This is a genomic window from Streptacidiphilus jiangxiensis (genome assembly GCF_900109465.1).
Lineage (GTDB): Bacteria > Actinomycetota > Actinomycetes > Streptomycetales > Streptomycetaceae > Streptacidiphilus > Streptacidiphilus jiangxiensis.
In genome coordinates this window covers 20224-41337 of the sequence record NZ_FOAZ01000026.1, presented here as the reverse complement: position 1 = coordinate 41337, position 21114 = coordinate 20224, and the positions used below count along the sequence as shown (strand labels likewise).

General features: G+C 72.7%; 19 protein-coding genes. 12 read left to right on the top strand and 7 right to left on the bottom strand.

From position 1 onward, the window contains the following. Window positions 1-37: 37 nt before the first annotated feature. The 5 genes from BMY61_RS48905 to BMY61_RS35960 form a co-directional block, all read right to left on the bottom strand. The gene (locus BMY61_RS48905; RefSeq protein WP_369405619.1) at window positions 38-118 is read right to left on the bottom strand and encodes an Ms5788A family Cys-rich leader peptide; all 81 of its coding nucleotides are present in this window, start codon (window positions 116-118) and stop codon (window positions 38-40) included. A gap of 190 nt (window positions 119-308) precedes the next feature. Then, window positions 309-971, bottom strand: coding sequence for an LmeA family phospholipid-binding protein (locus BMY61_RS35975; RefSeq protein WP_042457755.1), 663 nt, complete (start codon window positions 969-971; stop codon window positions 309-311). A gap of 89 nt (window positions 972-1060) precedes the next feature. Next, window positions 1061-2947: a hypothetical protein gene (locus BMY61_RS35970; RefSeq protein WP_143094689.1), complete on the bottom strand. Its 1887-nt coding sequence runs from the start codon at window positions 2945-2947 to the stop codon at window positions 1061-1063. Window positions 2948-2955: 8 nt separating this feature from the next. Further along, window positions 2956-3237, bottom strand: coding sequence for a MoaD/ThiS family protein (locus tag BMY61_RS35965; protein ID WP_174514580.1), 282 nt, complete (start codon window positions 3235-3237; stop codon window positions 2956-2958). A 46-nt stretch (window positions 3238-3283) separates the two neighbouring features. Further along, window positions 3284-4117, bottom strand: coding sequence for an alpha/beta hydrolase (locus tag BMY61_RS35960; RefSeq protein WP_042461511.1), 834 nt, complete (start codon window positions 4115-4117; stop codon window positions 3284-3286). A 183-nt stretch (window positions 4118-4300) separates the two neighbouring features. On the opposite strand from BMY61_RS35960, the gene BMY61_RS35955 reads away from it, so the two are divergent. The 6 genes from BMY61_RS35955 (at window position 4301) to BMY61_RS35930 (ending at window position 11020) form a co-directional block, all read left to right on the top strand. Beyond that, window positions 4301-5029 carry a response regulator transcription factor gene (locus BMY61_RS35955; protein WP_042461514.1) on the top strand — a complete coding sequence of 243 codons (729 nt, stop codon included), beginning with the start codon at window positions 4301-4303 and terminating at the stop codon, window positions 5027-5029. 134 nt (window positions 5030-5163) lie between these two features. Further along, entirely contained in the window at window positions 5164-6195 is a 1032-nt protein-coding gene (locus BMY61_RS35950) for a LacI family DNA-binding transcriptional regulator (RefSeq protein ID WP_042461519.1), read from the top strand. Window positions 6196-6268: 73 nt separating this feature from the next. Further along, on the top strand, window positions 6269-7501 hold the full coding sequence (locus BMY61_RS35945) for a S1C family serine protease (protein WP_083555242.1): 1233 nt from the start codon (window positions 6269-6271) through the stop codon (window positions 7499-7501). Window positions 7502-7562: 61 nt separating this feature from the next. Then, window positions 7563-8282: a response regulator transcription factor gene (locus BMY61_RS35940; protein ID WP_042460235.1), complete on the top strand. Its 720-nt coding sequence runs from the start codon at window positions 7563-7565 to the stop codon at window positions 8280-8282. Continuing rightward, the gene (locus tag BMY61_RS35935) at window positions 8279-9733 is read left to right on the top strand and encodes a sensor histidine kinase (RefSeq protein WP_042460232.1); all 1455 of its coding nucleotides are present in this window, start codon (window positions 8279-8281) and stop codon (window positions 9731-9733) included. The genes BMY61_RS35940 and BMY61_RS35935 overlap by 4 nt, the downstream gene beginning before the upstream one ends. 66 nt (window positions 9734-9799) lie before the next feature. Then, window positions 9800-11020 (top strand): MFS transporter, encoded by a 1221-nt coding sequence (locus BMY61_RS35930; protein ID WP_042460229.1) that lies wholly within the window; start codon window positions 9800-9802, stop codon window positions 11018-11020. Here the strand turns inward: BMY61_RS35930 and BMY61_RS35925 are convergent. Both BMY61_RS35925 and BMY61_RS35920 read right to left on the bottom strand, forming a co-directional pair. Next, complete coding sequence (locus BMY61_RS35925) at window positions 11017-11463, bottom strand: iron chaperone (RefSeq protein WP_042460226.1); 447 nt, start codon at window positions 11461-11463, stop codon at window positions 11017-11019. The genes BMY61_RS35930 and BMY61_RS35925 overlap by 4 nt on opposite strands. Window positions 11464-11522: 59 nt before the next feature. Then, window positions 11523-11978 carry a carboxymuconolactone decarboxylase family protein gene (locus BMY61_RS35920; protein ID WP_042460223.1) on the bottom strand — a complete coding sequence of 152 codons (456 nt, stop codon included), beginning with the start codon at window positions 11976-11978 and terminating at the stop codon, window positions 11523-11525. Window positions 11979-12175: 197 nt separating this feature from the next. Between BMY61_RS35920 and BMY61_RS35915 the strand changes: the two genes are divergently transcribed. The 6 genes from BMY61_RS35915 (at window position 12176) to pstS (ending at window position 21026) form a co-directional block, all read left to right on the top strand. Next, the gene (locus BMY61_RS35915) at window positions 12176-14557 is read left to right on the top strand and encodes a tetratricopeptide repeat protein (protein ID WP_042460247.1); all 2382 of its coding nucleotides are present in this window, start codon (window positions 12176-12178) and stop codon (window positions 14555-14557) included. Between the two features lie 199 nt (window positions 14558-14756). Continuing rightward, window positions 14757-15593, top strand: a complete 837-nt coding sequence (mshD, locus tag BMY61_RS35910) for a mycothiol synthase (protein ID WP_236656664.1) — start codon at window positions 14757-14759, stop codon at window positions 15591-15593. Between the two features lie 183 nt (window positions 15594-15776). Beyond that, on the top strand, window positions 15777-17996 hold the full coding sequence (locus tag BMY61_RS35905; protein ID WP_042460217.1) for an RNA degradosome polyphosphate kinase: 2220 nt from the start codon (window positions 15777-15779) through the stop codon (window positions 17994-17996). Window positions 17997-18053: 57 nt separating this feature from the next. After that, window positions 18054-19136, top strand: coding sequence for a CHAD domain-containing protein (locus BMY61_RS35900; protein WP_042460213.1), 1083 nt, complete (start codon window positions 18054-18056; stop codon window positions 19134-19136). Between the two features lie 59 nt (window positions 19137-19195). Continuing rightward, entirely contained in the window at window positions 19196-19594 is a 399-nt protein-coding gene (locus tag BMY61_RS35895; protein WP_042460244.1) for an NUDIX hydrolase, read from the top strand. 271 nt (window positions 19595-19865) lie between these two features. Next, a complete protein-coding gene (gene pstS, locus BMY61_RS35890) occupies window positions 19866-21026 on the top strand; it encodes a phosphate ABC transporter substrate-binding protein PstS (RefSeq protein WP_042460210.1) in 1161 nt (386 codons plus the stop codon). Window positions 21027-21114: the final 88 nt, after the last annotated feature.

Genomic DNA, 21114 nt, shown 5'->3' with positions numbered 1-21114 from the left:
CGGGAGATCTGCGCGAAAGCGGGGCAGGACCGCCCGATCAGCGCATTCGACAGAGGCAGGCAGCGACGCGGCACAGGTCTACTGCCCGCCGCTTCGTGAGGTCCGCCTGTCGCTTCATGAGAACGATGCTAGGGAACCAGCGGAGCGCTGTCACCGAAGTATTGAATGGTGAGACAAAAGTATCCACGATTCGGGACGCGACAGCCTTTGCGGGCGTCGCGGAGCCGAAGTGGCACCGCCCCGGAGGGGCGTCCGGGCCGTCAGGGGCGCCGCCATGGACAGTGCGTCTCAGAATCCGGACGGCTTGGTCAGCCGTTGAGGCTGACGTTCGTGCCGGACGCGTTGATGAAGACGCCGTTCTCCTGGGCCTCGATCGAGTCGAGCCGCAGGCCGCTCGGCAGGCCGGCCACCGGCACCGTGGGCGAGAAGATGTTGCCCAGGATGTCGAGGCCGGCGTCGCCGGTGTCCAGGTGGGACAGCTGGACCTGGTTGCCGCCCGTGACGGAGATGTCCGCGCTGCCCGAGAGCGTCTGCCCGCCGATGTTCGTGCTCACCTTGACCTTGCCCGGCGAACCGCCGTAGGCCACGGTCGTGCCGTTCGGCAGGGCGGCGGTGAGGGCCTCGTAGGTCAGCAGCACCCGGCCGGTGGCGCGGTCCGCCACGGCGCTGGAGTAGTCGCTGGAGACCTGGACCCCGGTGAGGTCCGCGTCCAGTGAGGCGATCTGGACCTTGCTCTGCTGGTCCTTCACGTCGTTGGCGTGGACCTTGATCTCGTCCAGCTTGGAGCCGATCAGCTGGGTCAGGAACGGGAAGCCCTCGATCGTGACGTCCGGCTTGCTCGCCAGACCGCGCGCGGACTGGATCTTCGCGGCGGCCTGGTCCTCCGCGAAGCGCACGGCCACGCGGTCCACCGTCACGAACACCCCGAAGAGCAGCACCAGGATGATGAGCAGGCGACGCAGGTTGCGCATCGTGTCGGATCCCTTCGGTTGCTCTCGTTCGACGTGGAGAAGACGCGGGACCGGGCTCCCGTGGTTGCCCGGTCCCGCGATCACCCTGGTCAGCGGGCGATGAGGTAGACCATCGGCGCGGCGAGCGCCAGCGGCAGGGCGATGCCGGCCGTCATGTGGACGAAGCGCGACGGGAAGTCGTACGCCGCGACGCGCCGCCCGATCAGGGCGCAGACGCCCGCGCCCAGCCCCAGCAGCAGGCCCTGCGTCAGCCCCAGCCCCGTCGCGAGGCCCAGGCCGCCGCCCACGAGCACGCCCAGCAGGCCGCCCGCGGCGAAGCCGGCCACGGCGGGCTTGCGCAGCGCCGCCGAGACGGCCGCGCTGACGCCCGCGGCGATCGCGCCCGCGAGGACGGCCTTGCCCGAGCCCACGGCCAGGTACGCGCCCGCGAGGACCGTGACCACGGTCGCCGAGGCGCAGACGGTGAGGGCGTAGAACCGCTCGTCCGGGTTGCTCGGGCGGAAGATCTGCAGGATCAGGACCAGGAGGAAGAACCCGCCGAGCGCCCCCGCGAGGATCGCGGGCCCGGTGGAGTGCGCGGACGCGGCGAGGATCGCGGCGTCGGCGACGAACCCGCCGAGCGCGGCCAGGGCGATGCCCTGCCGGGCGGGCCACATGCCGTTCAGCCGGAACCACCCGGCGGCCGTCACCGCCTGCAGCAGCGCCACCGGCACGACCAGCCCGAACTTGCCCGCGAGCGCGGCGACACCGATCAGCGCGCCGAGCACGAGCGTGATCGCGCCCGGCTGCACCCCCGGGTCGATGATCGGCGAACCGCTCCGCGCGGGCGGCGCAGCCGCGACGGCGGGCGCGACGACAGCAGCGGCCTGCCCGGCCCGGGGTCCGGTCGGCTGCGCGGCCGCGAACGCCTCACGCAGCGAGCCACCCCCGGCCGCGTCCTGCCCCAACGCCTGCTGCGGTGCGCCGGGACCCGCGAACGGGCCCTGCGGGGCACCCGCACCGGGGCCGGTCGGCTGCGCAGCGGCAAAGGCCTCACGCAGCGAACCACCTCCGGCCGCGTCCTGCCCGAACGACTGCTGCGGCGCACCCGGGCCGGGGAACGGCCCCTGCGGCGGGAAAGGCTGGTGGGGCCCGACGGGAGCACCCAGCGGGTCACCCACCGGCGCCGGGCCGGTGTAGGCGGCCGCCTGCGGGACGGGGCCGGGCGTGGGGAAGGACGGGCCGGGCCCGGCGTACGGCTGGTGCGCCCCCGCAGGAGCGCCGAGCGGGTCCGTGGTGGGCGAGAGCGGGTCGTGCCCGTACCCGCCGGGAGGGAACGGTGCCGCAGGCTGCGGGGCCGGGGCCCAGGCGCGCGGCGGCGACGCCGGACGGTCCCAACCGTCCGGCCAGGACGGACCCTGGCCCGCCTCGACGGGCGCGGGCGCGGCAGGCGCGGGGGTCTGCGGCTGCTCGGCCGCCGCGCCGTACTTCGCCTGGATGTGGTCGAAGCGCGACTGACCCGTCGACGACGACTCCGGTTCCGACTCCGGCTGCCCCGGGATCGGCGGCAGCAGCGCCGTCTGGTCGGCCCCCGCCTGCCCGGGGTAACCCTGGCCGGCCAGGCCGGCTGCCGGGTGACCCTGGTAGCCCTGGTAGTCCTGACCCAGGTGGCCCTGGCCCTGGTGGCCCTGGAAAGCCTGATCGGCCGGGTGCGCCGGGAAGCCGGCGCCCGGGGCGGACGGCGTGGGCGCCGGGTAGCCCGGGGGCTGCTCCGCCAGCGGGTGCGCCGGGTACGGCGGGAGCCCCGCGGGTGCCTCCTGCGGCGGCGCCGGGTACGGCGGGTACTGCGGGTGCTCCGGGTAGCCCTGCGGCGCGGCCGGGACGGGCGGCAGGTACGCGGTCCGGGCGGCCGCGTCCGCCGCGTCGCCCTCGGACGGGGCCGGTGTGGCCGCCGGGTCGATCGGATAGCCGGACCAGCTCTGCGGGTACTCGCTCATCGCGCCGCTCACCCGCCCGCGAACGGCGGGAGGACCTCGACGGTGCCGCCCTCGGTGAGGGCGACCACGGCGTGGTCGCGGGAGCCGACCTGAGCGCCGTCGACCAGGAACGAGCAGTGGGCCAGCACCTGCGCGAAGCGCGGGTGGTCGGCGTGACGGGCCCGCGCGGCGTCCAGCGCCTCGGCGAGGGTCACCGCCGCGTACGCCTCCTCGGCCGTGCCCGCCTCGGCCTTGGCGGCCGCCCAGTAGCGGATCACGCCGTTCTTGACTGTCTCCGTCGCACCTTGCATCGGGCCATCATCGCCAATCACACACAGAACCGTCACGCGCGGCAGGTCAGCGGCCTGCTCCCGGCTCCTGCGCGTGCGTCGTCACCCACGCCGCGACACGCTCCAGCAGCTCCTGCGGCGCCGCGTTCTCCGCGTGACCGAAGCCGGGCTCGATCCACAGCTCCGGCTTCGGCGAGGCCCCGGTGGAGGCCGCGGCCTCCACCAGCGAGCGCGGGTGGTCGAGCGGGAAGTACGGGTCGGCGTCGCCGTGGACGACCAGCAGCGGGACGCCGACCCGTGCGGCCGCCTCCACGGGTGGCAGCGGGATCTCGGTCCACTCGTTCGGGTCGATGCGCGTCCTCAGCCCGACCCGGCCGACCACCCGTCCGAGGGGGCGCATCACGACCCAGTGCAGGCGGCGCATCGGCACCGTGCCCCGGTAGTACCAGCGGGCCGGCGCGCTGACCGCGGCGACCGCGGTGACGCCGCCGCGCAGGGCCGCGTGCCGGACGACGACCGCGCCGCCCATGGAGAAACCCACGGTGGCGACGCGGGCGAAGCCGAGCGTCCGGGCCCAGGCGACGGCCGCGTCCAGGTCGAGAACCTCCCGATCGCCGACGGTCGACAGTCCGCCGGAGCGGCCGTGGCCGCGGAAGGAGAAGGTGACGACGCCCCCGTGCCGGGCGAAGATCCGCGCCGCGCGCCGCACGGCCGGGCGTTCCACCGCCCCGCTGAACCCGTGCGCGAGCACCACCGCCACATCGTGAGACGTGCCGCTCGGCGGGAGGTACTCCGCGTGCAGGGAGACGCCGTCGGCCGTGGTCAGCCGCGCCTGCGCGGGAGAGCGCCAGGAACGCCAGGTGTCCGAGAGGCGGACTTCACTCTTCGCTGGGGCGTCCATGTGGGCTATTCTCCTAGTCGAGAGGGATCCGGGCAGTGTCGCCCCCGGGTCCTTTTGTGCTTTGTGAACGCGAGATACGGACGTTCGTGCGAAAGCCGGACGTTACCGGCTGCGCCCGAAGACGTGCGCGGTCGGCGTAGTACGAAGTGTCACCGGCCCACCCGGAAAGGGGACTAACCGGGTATGAGTTCTCTCCTGCTGCTGACCAACGCCCTGCAGCCCAGCGCAGAGGTGCTGCCCGCCCTCGGCCTGCTCCTGCACAACGTCCGCGTCGCACCGGCCGAGGGCTCCGCCCTGGTCGACACCCCCAGCTCCGACGTGATCCTCGTCGACGGGCGCCGTGATCTGCCCCACATCCGCAGCCTGTGCCAGCTGCTGCGGTCCACCGGTCCGGGCGCGCCCGTGCTGCTGATCGTCACCGAGGGCGGCCTCGCCGCCGTGACCGCCGACTGGGGCGTCGACGACGTCCTGCTCGACACGGCCGGCCCGGCCGAGGTGGAGGCGCGGCTGCGCCTGGCCATCGGACGCCAGTCGGTCGTGACCGACGAGAGCCCGATGGAGATCCGCAACGGCGACCTCTCGGTCGACGAGGCGACCTACAGCGCCAAGCTCAAGGGCCGGGTGCTGGACCTGACCTTCAAGGAGTTCGAGCTCATCAAGTACCTCGCGCAGCACCCCGGCCGCGTCTTCACGCGCGCCCAGCTGCTGCAGGAGGTCTGGGGCTACGACTACTTCGGCGGCACCCGGACGGTGGACGTCCACGTCCGTCGGCTGCGGGCCAAGCTCGGGCCGGAGCACGAGCAGCTGATCGGCACCGTCCGCAACGTCGGCTACCGCTTCGTGGTGCCGGACAAGTCGGAGAAGGGCGCGGCCCGCGCCGAGGTCGACGCCGAGGTCGAGATCGAGGTCTGAGCCCAGCCCCGCGCGGCCTCGCCCGCGCGGGGCTCGGACGCGCGGGTCACAGCGACCGCACAGACCGTTCGTGGGCCGAGGGCGCCGACCGCCCTCTGGTCCGGACATGGCGCCTTCCCAGTAGAATTCCGCTCATGCCCAAGGTGACCCGCGACGATGTGGCCCGACTGGCGGGGACGTCGACCGCGGTCGTCAGCTACGTCATCAACAACGGACCGCGTCCCGTCGCTCCGGCGACGCGTGAGCGCGTTCTCGCAGCCATAGCCCAGCTCGGCTACCGCCCGAACAGCGTCGCCCAGGCGATGGCCAGCCGGCGGACCAACCTGATCGGCATGGTCGTGCCCGACGCGCGCCAGCCGTTCTTCGCCGAACTCGCCCATGCGGTCGAACGCGCCGCATCGGAACGCGGCAAGATCGTCCTCATCGGTAATTCGGACTACACCGGTGACCGGGAGATCCACTACGTGCGGGCCTTCCTCGGCATGCGTGTCTCCGGGCTGATCCTGATCTCCGAGGGCCCCTCGCAGCGCGCCGAGGAGGAGTTCGCCGCGCACAGCGACGCCCGCGTGGTGCTGCTGCACCGCAGGCCGGACGCCTCCGACGACATCGCCGTGGTCACCGACGACATCGGCGGCTCCCAGCTGGCCGTCGAGCACCTGCTGAACCTGCACGGGCACCCGTACGTGGCCTGCTTCGGCGGCCCGGTCAACGCGCCTGCTCCCGGCGACCCCGTCGTCGACCACATCGAGGGCTGGCGCCGCGCCATGGCCGCCGCCGGCATCCCCACCGAGGGCCGTCTCATCGACGCGCCATTCGACCGCTACGGCGCCTACCAGGTGGCCCTGGAACTGCTGAGCACCCCGGCGGACCAGCGCCCGACGGCGCTGTTCTGCTCGACCGACGACCAGGCGATAGGCGTCCTGCGGGCCGCCCGCGAGGTCCGGCTGCGGGTCCCCGAGGACCTCGCGGTGATCGGCTTCGACGACATCCAGGAGGCGGCGTTCTGCGACCCGCCGCTGACGACGATCGCGTCGGACCGCGACGCGATGGCCAAGGCCGCGGTCGACCTGGTGCTGGACGACTCCCTGGCCGTCCCCGGCTCGGAGACGCCCCGCATCCGCACGTTCCCGAGCCGCCTGGTGGTCCGGCGCAGCTGCGGCTGCTGAGGTCTCACAGCTTCTACCCCGGTTCTGACGGTGCTCTCAGGGACCTCTCATCTCCGGGCCCGACGGTAATGCCATGAGCGAAGCGCCCCGGAACCACGCAGACGACCCGTACTCCTCGTCCGTGCCGCCGCTGCCGGAGTACCGGCCGACGGCTCACGAGACCGAGCCCCTGGAGGGCACGGTCCACCCGTCCGCCACCGCACAGCAGCAGGGCTACGCACAGCAGGGCCACCAGGCTCCGCAGCAGCAGGGCTGGCCGCAGCAGCCTCAGGCGCCCCAGGGTTACTACTTCAGCGCCGAGCAGCCCCCGGCCGCGCCGCCGGTCGGCCCGCCCGCCCCGCCGGCGCAGCCGCCGGTCGACCCGGCGGGCGCCGCGTGGCCGCCGCCGGAGCAGCCGGAGCAGCCGCAGGCCAAGCGCCGGATGAAGCGCCCGGTCGCGCTCGTCGCCGCGGTCGCGGTGCTCTCCGCTCTCGCGGGCGGTGTCGCGGGTGGCCTCATCAGCGAGAGGACCGGCAACAACGCCTCCTACGCCACCAACGCGGTGGTCACCGGCGACAAGTCCAGCACCAACACCGTGTCGGCGATCGCCAAGGCGGTCTCCCCCGCCGTCGTGCAGATCACCGTCGACAACGGCAGCAGCGAGGAGCTCGGCACCGGCATGGTGCTGACCTCGACCGGCCAGATCCTCACCAACTACCACGTGATCTCCGACGCGGTCGGCGGCAACGGCGGCACCATCAAGGTCAGCTTCAGCAACGGCAAGACGGCCACCGGCACCATCGTCGGCACGGACGCCTCCCTCGACGTCGCCGTGATCAAGGCCAACGGCGTCAGCGGCCTGCCGACCGTCTCCCTCGGCGACTCCGGCCAGGTCGCCGTCGGCGACCAGGTCGTGGCCATCGGCAACCCTGACGGCCTCACCGGCACGGTCACCTCCGGCATCGTCAGCGCGCTCAACCGCCCGGTCAAGGTCGACGTCAGCCCCAGCACCGTGCAGGGCAACGGCGGCTTCGGCCTCCCGTTCTGGCAGGGCGACTCCAGCCGCTCCTACCAGGGCAACTCCTCGCAGACCGCGTCCTACAACGCGATCCAGACCGACGCCTCCCTCAACCCCGGCAACAGCGGCGGCCCGCTGCTGAACGCCGCCGGCCAGGTCGTCGGCATCAACGCCTCGATGTACTCCTCGAGCAGCAGCTCCAGCTCCGGCTCGGAGGCGGGGAGCGTCGGCCTCGGCTTCTCGATCCCGATCAACGCGGCCAAGGCGGTGCTTCCGCAGCTGCAGTCCGGCCAGAGCATCAACAGCTGACGCCGTTCTTGGCCGACAATTGCCTCACAACGACGGATAGAACCTTCAAGGAGCAACGGGGATGACAGCCACCGAGTCCGACGCGCCCGCCCGGGTCCTGGTCGTGGACGACGAGCCGGCACTGCGGGACGCGTTGGAGAGCAGTCTGGCCTTCGAGGGCTACGAGGTGCTGACCGCCTCGGACGGCCTCGAAGCGCTGGACGCGGTGGCGGCGGAGCAGCCCGACCTGGTCCTGCTCGACATCATGATGCCGCGCATGGACGGCCTCACGGCCGTCCGTCGGCTCCGCGGCCGCGGGGACACCGTCCCCGTCCTGATGCTCACCGCCCGCGACGCGGTCGGCGACCGCGTCACCGGCCTCGACGTCGGCGCGGACGACTACCTCGCCAAGCCCTTCGAACTCGACGAGCTCCTCGCCCGCGTCCGCGCCCTGCTGCGCCGCTCGGCGATCTCCACCTCCACGGGCGCGGCGGACGCGGACGAGATCCTCACCTTCGACGACCTCGCCATGAACACCACCACCCGGGAGGTGACCCGCGCGGGCCACCCGGTGGAGCTGACGCGCACCGAGTACATGCTGCTGGAGATGTTCATGGCCCACCCGCGCCAGGTGCTGACCCGGGAGCAGATCCTCAAGGCGGTCTGGGGCTTCGACTTCGAGCCCTCCAGCAACTCCCTCGACGTCTACGTGATGTACCTGCGCCGCAAGACCGAGGCCGGCGGCATGCCGCGCCTCGTGCACACCGTCCGCGGTGTGGGTTACGCGCTGCGTGCCTCATGAGAACCCGCTGGCGCCGGCTGACCCTCCGCGGCCGGCTGGCGACGCTGACGGCCGTGGTCGTCTCGGTGGCGGTGATCCTGTGCTGCGCGCTGGCGTGGTTCGCGGCGCGGCAGCAGATGAGCAACCAGGTCGACGACACGCTCAGGCAGTCGTGGTCGCCCACAGCCGTCGCCGACCCGAGCAGCTTCGCCACTCAGCTACGTGCGTGGTGCCAGACGGCCGGAGCGCGGCCCTTCGACCACACGGAGGCCGTGACCACGGTCATCACTCCCCAGGAGATCGCGTGCGGCAACAGCAGCAGCGCGATCCAACCAACCCCGGCTGACTTCGCCGTCGCGGCATCCGGCACGCGTGAGCACGACGCCACGACGGTCCTGCACGACGGGCGGACTCTGGCAGGCACACCGGTCAGGGTCTACACGGTGAGCCTCGGCCCCGTGCAGCTCGGCATCAACGGGCCGCAGACGACGCTCGCTGTCTCGTTCGCGCAGCCCCTTGAGCCGATGCACAGAGCCTTGGCCAAGCTCGCGGTCATCCTCACCCTGCTCGCGCTGCTCGTCATCGCCGGCGCGCTGCTCGCGGCCTGGTACGTCACCCGCGCCGGGCTGCGGCCCGTCGACAAGCTGACCGCCGCCGTCGAGCACATCGCGCGGACGGAGGAGGTCGGGACGACCATCGAGGTCGGTGAGGGCGAGGACGAGATCGCTCGTCTCTCGTCGTCCTTCAACAGCATGTCGACCGCCCTCGCGTCCTCGCGCGAGCGGCAGTCGCAGCTGATCGCCGACGCCGGGCACGAGCTGCGGACGCCGCTGACCTCCCTGCGCACGAACGTGGACCTGCTGGTCCGCAGCGAGGACACCGGCCGCCCGCTGCCGCCCGAGACGCACGCCAGGCTGCTGCGGAACATGAAGGCCCAGATGGGCGAGCTGTCCACCCTCATCGGGGACCTGCTGGAGCTGTCCCGGCCGACGCGGCAGCAGGGCGCCAAGCCGTTGGAGGTCGTGGCGCTGCACGACATCGCCGCCCGCGCGCTCGACCGCGCGCGCCTGCGCGGTCCAGGGCTGGAGTTCACCGTCTCGATAGACCCCTGGTACGTCCGCGCGGACGCGCACGCGCTCGAACGGGCCGTCATCAACCTGCTCGACAACGCCGTGAAGTTCTCCCCCGCCGGCGGCACCATCGACCTCGGCCTGCGCTTCGGCACCCTCACCGTGCGAGACCACGGCCCGGGCATCCCGGAGGAGGACCTCTCCCACGTCTTCGAGCGCTTCTGGCGCTCGCCCGCGGCGCGGCAGATGCCGGGCTCGGGCCTGGGGCTCGCGATCGTCTCCCAGACGGTCCAGGCCTGCGGCGGCGAGGTCTCCCTCTCCAACGCCGACCCGGGCACCCTGGCCACCATGAAGCTCCCCGGCGCGCCCACCCCTCCCCCGGAGCTGCCCTCGGCGGTCTGACGCGAACGCGTCTCACATAGGGAAATAATCTGTCCCACCATATGAATACTGCGCCATCATGCTGACATGACCACCAGTCAGCGCGAGTCCCACGCATCCCCGTCCGCTGTCGTCAACCAGCCGCCCGCACATCGGCGTTGGGTGATGCTCGCGCTCGGGACCGCGGCGCAGACCGCGGCGTGCGCGTTCGTGTACGGGATGCCGTACCTGATCCCGTCGCTGCGCAGCGCGGAGGGGCTGACGCTGGCGCAGGCCGGGGTGATGGTGGCGTGTCCGACCGTCGGGTTGCTGCTGGCGCTGTACGCGTGGGGGGCCGCGACGGATCGGTACGGGGAGCGGTGGGTGCTGGCGGGCGGGTTGGGGCTGGCGACGGCGGCGTTGGTCGGCGCTCAGGCCGCGCACGGGCTGGTGGTGCTGGGGTTGCTGTTCGCCGTCGCGGGGGCGGCCGGGGCCAGTGTGTCGGCGGCGAGCGGACGCGTGGTGCTGGGGTGGTTCCCGCCCGAGCGGCGGGGGCTGGCGATGGGCGTGCGGCAGACCTCGACCCCGCTGGGGATGCTGGTCGCGGCCGTGGCGGTACCGCCGATCTCGGCCGCGCACGGACTGCCCGGGGCCGTGCTGTTCGTTGCCGTCCTGTCCGGGGTGATGGCCGTGCTGACCGCCCTGTTCGTGGTGGATCCGCCGAGGCCCGCGCCCACCGCGAAGCAGAAGGACGAGAAGCCGGCGAGCCCGTACCGCGGCGCGACCCTGTGGCGGATCCACGGCGCGAGCGCGCTGATGGTGTGGCCGCAGTTCACCGTCGGCGCCTTCGGGCTGGTCTACCTGACCGACGTGCGCCACTGGCCGGCCGTCGCGGCCGGCCAGTTGATGGCCTGCGGGCAGGCGCTGGCCGCCGTCTGCCGGATCGCGGCCGGGCGCTGGTCGGACGCGGTCGGCAGTCGGCTGCGGCCGATGCGGTGGCTGGCGGGGGCGGTCGCCGTGCTCGGCGCGGTCCTGGCCGCGGCCGGGGACAGCGCGGTCGGGGTGGTGCTGCTGATCGTGCTGACCGGCCTGTCGGCCAGCACCAACGGCCTGTCGTTCACCTCGGTCGCGGAGCTGGCCGGCCCGGGATGGGCCGGCCGGGCCCTGGCGGTGCAGAACACCGGCCAGAACCTGACCGCCTCCCTCTGCCCGCCGGCGGTCGGCGCACTGATCACCGCAGCCGGCTTCGGCTCCGCGTTCGCGGTCGCGGCCGGCTGCGCTCTGGCGTCGATCGCGGTGCTGCCGCCGCGGGTCCCGACCACCGACTAGCCCGCCGCCCGCCGCACCAGGTCGGCGATCCGCTCCTCGTCCGCGGCCGTCAGGTCGGCGGTCAGGGCGAAGGCGGTGGGCCACAGGGAGCCGTCGTCCAGCCGGGCCGGGTCGTTGAAGCCCAGCGTGGCGTAGCGGGCCTTGAACTTCTCCGCGCTCTGGAAGAAGCAGACGGTCTTTCCGTCCCTGGCGTAGGCGGGCATCCCGTACCAGAGCTTGGGCGCGAGCCCGGGCGCGGCGGATCGGACGAGGGCGTGCACCCGCTCGGCGAGGGCGCGGTCCGTGTCCGCCATCTCGGCGATCTTGGCGAGCACATCGGCCTCGCCGTCGGCCTTGGTGGCGCGGGCGCCGCGCCGGGCGGCGGTCCTCAGCTCGGCGGCGTGGTCCTTCATCGCCGCGCGCTCCTCGGCGGAGAAGCTCGTGGCGGTCCTGGTGGCGGTCATGGCGGCAGCACTCCTTCGAGGAACGGTGGACGACGGGCGCCGGACGGTGGCGGTGGGGTTCAGCCCCAGGCGCCGGCGATCTGGCGGGTGGTGGCGTTGAGGCGGTTGAAGAGGTTGGTGACGGCGATCATGAGGACCAGGGCGGCGAGCTGCTTCTCGTCGTAGTGGGTGGCGGCGGCGTCCCAGACCTGGTCGTTGACGGGGTCGGGGCGGTCGGCGAGGCGGGTGGCGGCCTCGGCGAGGTCGAGGGCGGCACGCTCGGCGGGGGTGAAGTAGGGGGTCTCGCGCCAGGCGGCGACGGTGGCGAGGCGTTCGTCGGAGACGCCCGCCTTGCGGGCGGTCTTGGCGCCGGCGTCGACGCAGGCGCTGCAGCCGTTGATCTGGCTGACGCGCAGGTGGACCAGTTCGAGGATCTGGTGGTCCACGCCCGCGGAGTGGGCGGCCTTGAAGATCTGCTGGACCGGCTGCATCGCGTCGGGCAGGACGGACGCGGGGTTCTGCATGCGGGGCTGCATCTCTGCTGTGCTCCTTGGCTGGTGGGTTTTGCGTGCTTCCGGGCTTCCGTGCTCCGGTGACTCCATGACAGCCGTTTCCGCGCGCCCGGACGATGGCGGTGGGACACTGTGGGACAGCCGGAACGGCTGTGAGCAGGGCGAGTTGGACCGGGGAAAGTTCCGCGGGGGCGGGACACGGAGACGGGGGAACGGTGGTCGTGCAACCCAGGTCAGCCAAGGCGGACCCACAGGACGAGCTCGCAGCCCGGCTGCGGCTGCTGCAGGAGCTGTCCGGGCTCGGCCTGCGGGCCCTGGCCCGGGACACCGGGCTCAGCTCCTCCTCCCTGTCGCGGTACCTCAGCGGCCAAACCGTGCCGCCCTGGCCCGCGGTCATCGCCCTGTGCCGCCTGGTCAAACGCGACCCCCGGCCGCTGCGCCCGCTGTGGGAGCAGGCCCAGAACCCCCTGCCGGCGCCGCCGAGGAGCAGCCGCCAGGTGCACTTCCCGCCGCGCAACGACCTCCCGCGCGACGTCCCGGACTTCACCGGGCGAGAAGACCAACTGGCCGCCGTACTGGATGCGGTGGAGGACAGCCGGATCGTGGCCCTGGACGGTATGGCGGGCGTCGGCAAGACCTGCCTGGCCGTGCACGCCGCGCACCACCTCGCCGCCGACTACCCGGACGCGCAGCTCTACCTGGATCTGCACGGCTTCACCGAGGGCCGCGACCCGCTGGACGCCGATCCCGCGCTTCGCTCGCTGCTGACCGCGCTCGACGTGCCCTCGGAGAAGGTGCCGATCGAGGGCGTGGAGCAGCTGGCCGCCTGCTGGCGCGCGGAGCTGGCACGACGGAAGGCGGTGGTGGTGCTGGACAACGTCGCCGACGCCGAGCACGTCCGTCCGCTGCTGCCCGGCGCGGGCCCGTCCGTCGTCCTGATCACCAGCCGCAACCGGCTGGTGGGGCTGGACGAGGTACCCCCGGTCTCCCTCGACGTGCTCTCCGCCGAGGAGAGCGCCGAACTGCTGGCCCGCGCCAGCGGCGAGCCCGCCGGGCCGGAGGGTCGGTTGGCCCGCGATCCGCAGGCCGCGGCCGAGGTGCTGCGGCTGTGCGGGCGGCTGCCACTGGCGCTGCGGCTGGCCGGGGCGCGGCTGCGGCACCGGCCGGGCTGGACGGTCGGCATCCTCGTCGAGCGGATGGCGGAGGGCGTCGACGAGTTCGACACCGCCTTCGCCATGTCGGTGCGCCAGCTGGACCGGGCGACGGGCCGCTTCTTCCGCCTGCTGGGCCTGCTGCCGGGCTCGTCCTTCGACGAACACCTGGCGGCGGCCCTGGCGCAGGTGCCGGTGCGCAGTGCCCGGGCCATGCTGGAGGACCTGCTCGACGCGCACCTGGTCCAGCAGCCGACGGCCGGCCGCTACCGGATGCACGACCTGGTGCACCAGCACGCGCGCCGCGCCTGCGAGCAGCAGGACGCGGCCGCCGACCGCGCCCGGGCGCTGGGCCGGCTCCTCGACTACTACGTGCACGCGGCCGCCGCCGCGGACGCCGCCATGCCGTTCCTGGCCCGCAGCCGCGCGGTCACCGCGGGCGAGGCCCCGCAGCAGCTGCCGGACTTCGCCGGCAAGGAGGCGGCGTTCGCCTGGTACGCCACCGAGTACGAGAACCTGATCGCCGTCTTCGAGACGGCGATGGCGATCGGCGCCGACGTCCACGCGTGCGAGCTGCCGCGATTCATGCGTGCCTTCTTCGCACGCCGCTGCGGCACCACCCACCTCAACTTCCTCTTCGAACGCTCGCTCGTCGCCGCGCAGCGCCTCGGTGATCCGCACCAGCTGGCGGAAGCGCACAGCGATCTGGGCTTCGCCCGCTACAACGCCGGTCGGATGACGGAGGCGGCGGACTCCTACGCCTCGGCCGCCGTACTGGTGGCCGAGACCGGCGACGTCTGGTCGCAGGCCGAGCTGACGATGCGCCGCGGCTTCCTGCGATGGGACGAGGGCGACGTCGACGAGCCGCTGGAGCTGTTCCGGGAGGCAGGCCGCCTGTACGAGGCCGCGGGCTGCCCGACCGGCACGGCCCACGCGACGGCGTACGAGGCGTGGGCCCTGCTGCAGCTCGGCCGCACCGAGGAGGCGGCGTCGATGGCCCGCGAGACGCTGGCCGTCCCGCATCCGGACCCGTCATGGCCTCCGGCGCTGACCGCCCGGATCACGCTCGGGGTGGCCATCGCCCACGAACAGCCCGAAGCGGCGGAGGACCACCTCCGGCAGGCGCTCGCCGCGGCCCGCGCGGACGGCCACCGGCACAACGAGGCCTGGGGCCTCAACTGTCTGGGTGTGGCACTGCGGCGGATGGGCCGCTACGAGGAGGCACTCGCCGCGCACCGGGAGGCGTTCGCACTGCTGGAGGAGCTGTTCGAGGAACACTGGAAGATCCACTTCCTGAACGGCTACGCGGAGACGTGCAGCCTCGCGGGCCTCCCCGACCAGGCCCTGGCCCTCTACCGGGAGGCCCTGGACCTGGCCCCGAAGCTCGGCTACCGCCATGAGGAGGCCGCCGCCCGCGCCGGGATCGCTGCGCTCACCCAGACACCCGAGTGAGTTGCCGCGACCTCAGGGGCGCGAGGAACTGCGCGACAAGCCACCCGCCCACGTAGCGCCCCGCCCGCGCAGGGCCACCCGCACCGCGTGGTTGCTCGCGCGCGCAGGGCCACCCGCACCGCGTGGTTGCTCGCGCGGTTCCCCGCGCCCCTGGCGGCTACGCCGCCCAGGTGGTGCAACTGCCCCTATGGTCGAACGTATGGACACTGCGGAGCGTGAGGAGATCGCCGCGCTGTTGGCGCGTGCGGCGGAGGGGGACGGGCGGCAGGCCGTCTCGGAGCAGGGGAGGCTGGCCCTGCGCAGTGGTCGGGAAGACGTCGCGCACCTGACCAGCAGGGACGAGCACGGCGCGCTCGTGGGCTACGCCCAGATCGACGCCGAGTGGTCCGCCGAGCTCGTGGTCGACCCGGCCCGTCGCCGCGAGGGGCACGGACGTGCCCTGCTGCGGCGGACGCTGAACAGCGGGGCGCGGCGGCTGTGGGCGCACGGCGGGCACCCCGCCGCGACGCACCTGGCCGCGGAGTTCCGCCTTGAGCTGGTGCGCGAGCTGCGCCAGCTGCGGCGGACCGGGCCCGCCCCGGCGGTGCCCGCGCTGCCCGACGGGGTCACCCTGCGGACCTTCGAGCCGGGGCGGGACGAGGAGGCGTGGCTGAAGGTGAACGCCGCCGCCTTCGCGCACCACCCGGAGCAGGGGTCCTGGACCCGGCGCGACCTGGAGGAACGCGAGGCGGAGAGCTGGTTCGACCCGGCCGGCTTCTTCCTCGCCGAGCGCGACGGCGAGCTGGTCGGCTTCCACTGGACGAAGGCGGAGGGCGGTCTCGGCGAGGTGTACGTCGTCGGGGTGAGCCCGACCGAGCAGGGCAGCGGCCTGGGCAAGGCGCTGACGGCCGTGGGACTGCGCCATCTGGGTGAGGCTCGCGGACTTGCGACGGTGCTGCTGTACGTGGACGCCGATAACCCGGCCGCGCTGCGGGTATACGAAAGGGCGGGGTTCACGGTGCACGAGGTGGACCTGATGTTCGGCGTGCCGAGCTGAACCACGCCTGAACCACGCTGCCGAAGAGGCCTGCAGCCGAAGCACAGGCGACCGCCTCAGCTTTCCTGCAGGCCACGCTGTATTTACCTTGAGTTCAATCGCCGTTGCAAAGATCACGAAATGCGATCCGTCCCGTCACCGCGGCGGCGGGCGGATGACGCCGCGCAGGAGGAGCCACCGACCATGACCGCCCAGCCTGCCCCGTCGCCCTTCCCCGCCAAGCCGAGCCTCGCCACCGCCTCCGGCGGGCTCCCCACCACTTCGCTGACGCCCGAGGACACGACGCTGCCGGACGGCTTCGACGCCGAGGCGCTGCCGGAGAACCGGTTCCTGGACCGCGAGCGCAGCTGGCTCGCCTTCAACGAGCGCGTCCTGGAACTCGCCGAGGACCCGGAGACGCCGCTGCTGGAGCGCGCCAAGTTCCTGGCGATCTTCGCCAGCAACCTGGACGAGTTCTTCATGGTCCGCGTCGCCGGCCTCAAGCGCCGCATCGCGACCGGCGTCGCCCAGCGCAGCGCCAGCGGTCTGCAGCCGCGCGAGGTGCTCGACCTCATATGGACACGGTCCCGCGAGCTGATGGCCCGGCACGCCGCCTGCTTCCACCAGGACGTGCTGCCGGAGCTGTCGGCCGAGGGCATCGAGGTGGTGCGCTGGGGCGAGCTGAGCGACAAGGAGCAGGCGCGCCTGCTCGCGCTGTTCCGCCAGCAGATCTTCCCGGTGCTGACCCCGCTGGCGGTCGACCCGGCGCACCCGTTCCCGTACATCTCCGGGCTCTCCCTGAACCTGGCCGTCGTCGTGCGCAACCCCGTCAGCGGGCACAAGCACTTCGCCCGCGTGAAGGTGCCGCAGTCCCTGTCCCGGTTCCTGGAGGCCTCGCCCAACCGGTACGTCCCGCTCGAGGACGTCATGGGCGCCCACCTGGAGTACCTCTTCCCGGGCATGGAGGTGCTCGCCCACCACGCCTTCCGGGTCACCCGCAACGAGGACCTGGAGGTCGAGGAGGACGACACCGAGAACATCCTCAAGGCGCTCGAGAAGGAGCTGATGCGGCGCCGCTTCGGCCCGCCGGTGCGCCTGGAGGTCGAGGAGTCGATCGACCCGTACGTGCTGGACCTGCTGGTCCGCGAGCTGAACATCTCCGCCGCCGAGGTGTACCCGCTGCCCGGTCCGCTGGACCTGACCGGTCTGTTCGCCATCGCCGGTGCCGACCGGCCGGAGCTGAAGTACCGGCCGTTCGTCGCGGGGACGGCGCGCGGACTGACGGACGTCGAGTCGGCGTCCCAGCCGGACATCTTCGCCGCCGTGCGCGAGCGGGACGTGCTGCTGCACCACCCGTACGACTCCTTCTCCACCTCGGTGCAGGCCTTCCTGGAGCAGGCCGCGGCCGACCCGCAGGTGCTGGCGATCAAGCAGACGCTGTACCGCACCTCCGGCGACTCGCCGATCGTGGACGCCCTGATCGACGCCGCCGAGGCGGGCAAGCAGGTGCTCGTCCTGGTCGAGATCAAGGCGCGCTTCGACGAGCAGGCCAACATCAAGTGGGCCCGCAAGCTGGAGGAGGCCGGCTGCCACGTCGTCTACGGCCTGATCGGGCTGAAGACGCACAGCAAGCTGAGCCTGGTGGTCCGCCAGGAGGGCGAGACGCTGCGCCGCTACGCGCACGTCGGCACGGGCAACTACCACCCCAAGACCGCCCGCCTCTACGAGGACCTCGGCATCCTGACCGCCGACCCGCAGGTGGGCGCGGACCTGTCGGACCTGTTCAACCGGCTGTCGGGCTACTCGCGCCGCGAGTCCTACCGCCGGCTGCTGGTCGCCCCGCGCTCACTGCGCAACGGCCTGGTCAAGCGGATCCACGACGAGATCGCGCACCACCGGGCCGGGCGCCCGGCGCGGATCCAGCTCAAGCTCAACTCGATCGTCGACGAGGCGATCATCGACGCCCTGTACCGGGCCTCGATGGCGGGCGTGCCGGTGGACGTGTGGGTGCGCGGCATCTGCGCGATCCGCCCGGGCGTGGCGGGGCTGAGCGAGAACATCCGGGTCCGCTCGATCCTCGGGCGCTTCCTGGAGCACTCGCGGATCTTCCTGTTCGCCAACGGCGGGGATCCGGAGGTCTGGATCGGCAGCGCCGACATGATGCACCGCAACCTGGACCGCCGGATCGAGGCGCTGCTGCGGGTCACCGACCCGGGGCACCGCGCGGAGCTGTCCGGGCTGCTGGAGCTGGGCATGGCCGAGGACACCTCCTCCTGGCACCTGGGCCCGGACGGGGTCTGGACCAGACACGCGCACGACGCCGACGGGCGGTCGCTGCGCAACGTCCAGGAGCTGCTCATCGACTCCCGTCGCCGTTCCCGCCGCGGCGACGACGGCTGGGGCCAGCATGCCGGCCCCAGCTGAACCCACTCCCTTACCCACGCCCGGGACCGGGCCCAGCAAGCAACGGGGACTGACCGAATGACGACCGAGAACGAGACGCCCCCCGGACAGCCGCTGTCCGGGGCGTCCTCGGCCGAGAACCTGCTGGCCGCGCACCTCGCCGAGCAGGCCGGGCGCTTCCTGAGAGCCCTGCCCGACGTCGACCTGGGGACACTGCGCCGGGTGGACGGCGCCCTGCACGCATTCGGCTCCCTGCTCGAACCCATATGGGCCGAGACGATGCGCGGCGACCTGGCCGCGCTGGTGGTCACGCTGGGCCAGGAGCGCGGCTACAGCCGCCGTCTGGCCCGGCTGCTGGCCGCCGTCGACTCGCTGACCTGCACCGACACGACCGTGCCGACCCCACGGACGGGCGAGGCGGCCCGCGGCGCGGAGGGGGGCGTGGCGACCGAGCACATGGTGGGCGGCCTGCTGGCGCACCACCCGGGAGCCCCGAAGGCGCGGGCGATGCTGGAGCGCCAGCTCACCCTGGCCCGCTCCCGCAGCCACACCGCGGCCCTGCAGGAGCTCGGCTCCTCCCGGTTCCACTCCCTGGCGGACCGGATGACGCTGCTCGTCTCCGACCTGCCACTGCGCTCCCCCGGCACGGCCCACCAGCCGGAGCAGTTGCTCGCGTACACCGCCCGACTGGGCGAGGCGCTGGAGCTGACCGTCTCCCGGCTGCCGCTGCAGCGCGCCGCGCAGCCCTACAACGGTGACGCGCTGCACCGGGTCGCGGTGGTCCCGGCCGCCGACTCCCCGGCGATGGCCGCGCACGAGGACGCCGCCTGGACGCGCGTCGGCGCGGCGGTGCGCTACGCCCGCTACGCCCTGGAGGTGTGCCGTCCGCTGCTGGGCGAGCGCACCGAGGAGCCGTTGACGGGCCTGGCCGCGCTGGCCGCGCATCTGGAGCGGCAGCAGGAGGCCGCGGACGCGGCCGAGGCGGCCGCGCTCGCGGCGCGCACGCCGAGAATCACCCCGGCGACCGCGTACGTGCTCGGAGTGGTGCATGCTGATCAACGTCTGGAGGTGGAAGCCGCGCGCCACGCCTTCAGCGTGTCCTGGCCCGCATTCCACAGCTCCGGATGGCTCACCGACCCATGGCTCGCCCGATCGACCTGACCATTGGCACCACTGGCAAGAAGGCCAAGAACTCCAAGAAGGACCGGGCACCGCGCAGCATGGAGCTGATCAAGGCCGCAGGCGTCGTCCTGTGGCGCGAGGGACGGCACGGCGTCGAACTGGCGCTGGTCCACCGGGCCAAGTACGACGACTGGAGTTTTCCCAAGGGCAAGCTGGAGCTCGGCGAGAAGCACCGCGAGGCCGCCCTGCGCGAGGCGCGCGAGGAGACCGGTATGACGGTGGTGCTCGGCCGCAGGCTGCCCACCCAGCACTATCTCGTCCGGGACCGGATCAAGCGGGTGCGCTACTGGGCGGCGACGGTCCTGACGGGGCGCTTCGTCCCGAACCGCGAGGTGGACGCCCTGCGCTGGCTGCCCGTCGCGGAGGCGCGGGCCCGGCTCAGCTACGAGCACGACCGCGCCCTGGTGGACGCTCTGCTGGAGCAACTCGGGCGCTGAGCGTAACGGATGTGACGGCTGAGGCAAGCCCCTGACCCGCGCCCGGGTCGTGCTCTTGCCGTGCTCTCGTCGTGGCGAAACCGTTACTACTGGTCTGCGTATCCCGGTGTCCGACACAGGTTCACTTTCCGTTCATTTGCGCAGGCCGAACGCTTCACCTCGTCTGCCTAACTTCAGTGTCATCGGAGGCCGCCGACCGGTTCTCCTCCTCTCAGTGATGTACCGCCGCCCACTTCCTCCCCGTGGTGGCGGACCCAGAAAGGGACACCAAGTGAAGCTCCAGCGCAACGGCCGCACCAAGGCCCTCGCCATCGGCGCCCTTGCGGTCGTCAGCTCGCTGACGCTCGCGGCGTGCGGCTCCGACAACAACTCCAGCTCCAACTCGAGCAGCAGCCCGGCCGCCGCCGGCTCCTCGGCCGCCTCGGCCAGCTCGATCGCCTGCAACGGCGCCACCGGCCAGCTGCTCGCCGCGGGCTCCACCGCGCAGCAGAACGCCATGACCCAGTGGGTCAAGGACTTCCAGGCCGCCTGCTCCGGCGTGACCATCAACTACCAGGGCACCGGCTCCGGCGCGGGCATCACGTCCTTCCAGACCGGCAAGGTCGCCTTCGCGGGCTCCGACGCCGCGATGAAGGCCGCCGACGTCGCCAAGACCCAGGGCACCGCCTGCCAGAACGGCGGCAAGGGCATCAACATCCCGATGATCGGTGGCCCCATCGCCATCGGTTACAACCTGCCGGGTGTCACCAACCTGGTCCTGGACGCCAAGACGCTGGCCCAGATCTTCACCGGCAAGATCACCAAGTGGGACGACCCGGCCATCAAGGCGCTGAACTCCTCGGCGAACCTGCCCTCCCTGCCGATCCAGACCTTCCACCGTTCGGACGGCTCGGGCACCACCGCCAACTTCACGGCCTACCTGGCCGCGGCGGCCCCGGCGGACTACACCTTCGCCCCGAACAAGCTGTGGCAGGCCAAGGGCGGCCAGGCTGCGGCCGGCTCCGCCGGTCTCGCGGCCCAGGTCAAGCAGGTCCAGGGCTCGATCTCCTACTTCGAGCTCTCCTACGCCACCCAGCAGAGCATCTCCACCGTCCAGGTCAACACCGGTGCCTCCGCCCCGGTCGCGGTCTCCACCGCCGCCGCCTCCAAGGCCGTCGGTGACGCCAAGGTCGTCGGCACCGCCCCCGACCTGGCGCTGGACCTGAAGGCCGCGTACACCACCAAGACGGACGGCGCCTACCCGATCGTCCTGGTGACCTACGAGATCGCCTGCGACAAGGGCAACGCCGCCTCCACGCTGCCGACCCTGAAGTCCTTCCTGACCTACATCTCCAGCACCGCGGGTCAGAACTCGGTCTCCAGCCTCGGCTACTTCCCGCTGCCGGCCGCCCTGCAGACCCAGGTCCAGCAGACCATCTCCTCCCTCTCCTAAGGGTCGGAAGGGTCCAGGACCCAGTAGGCCCTGAACCTGGCCAGGGGGCCGGCGTCCGCGCCGGCCCCCTGGGCCCGGTACCGAATCC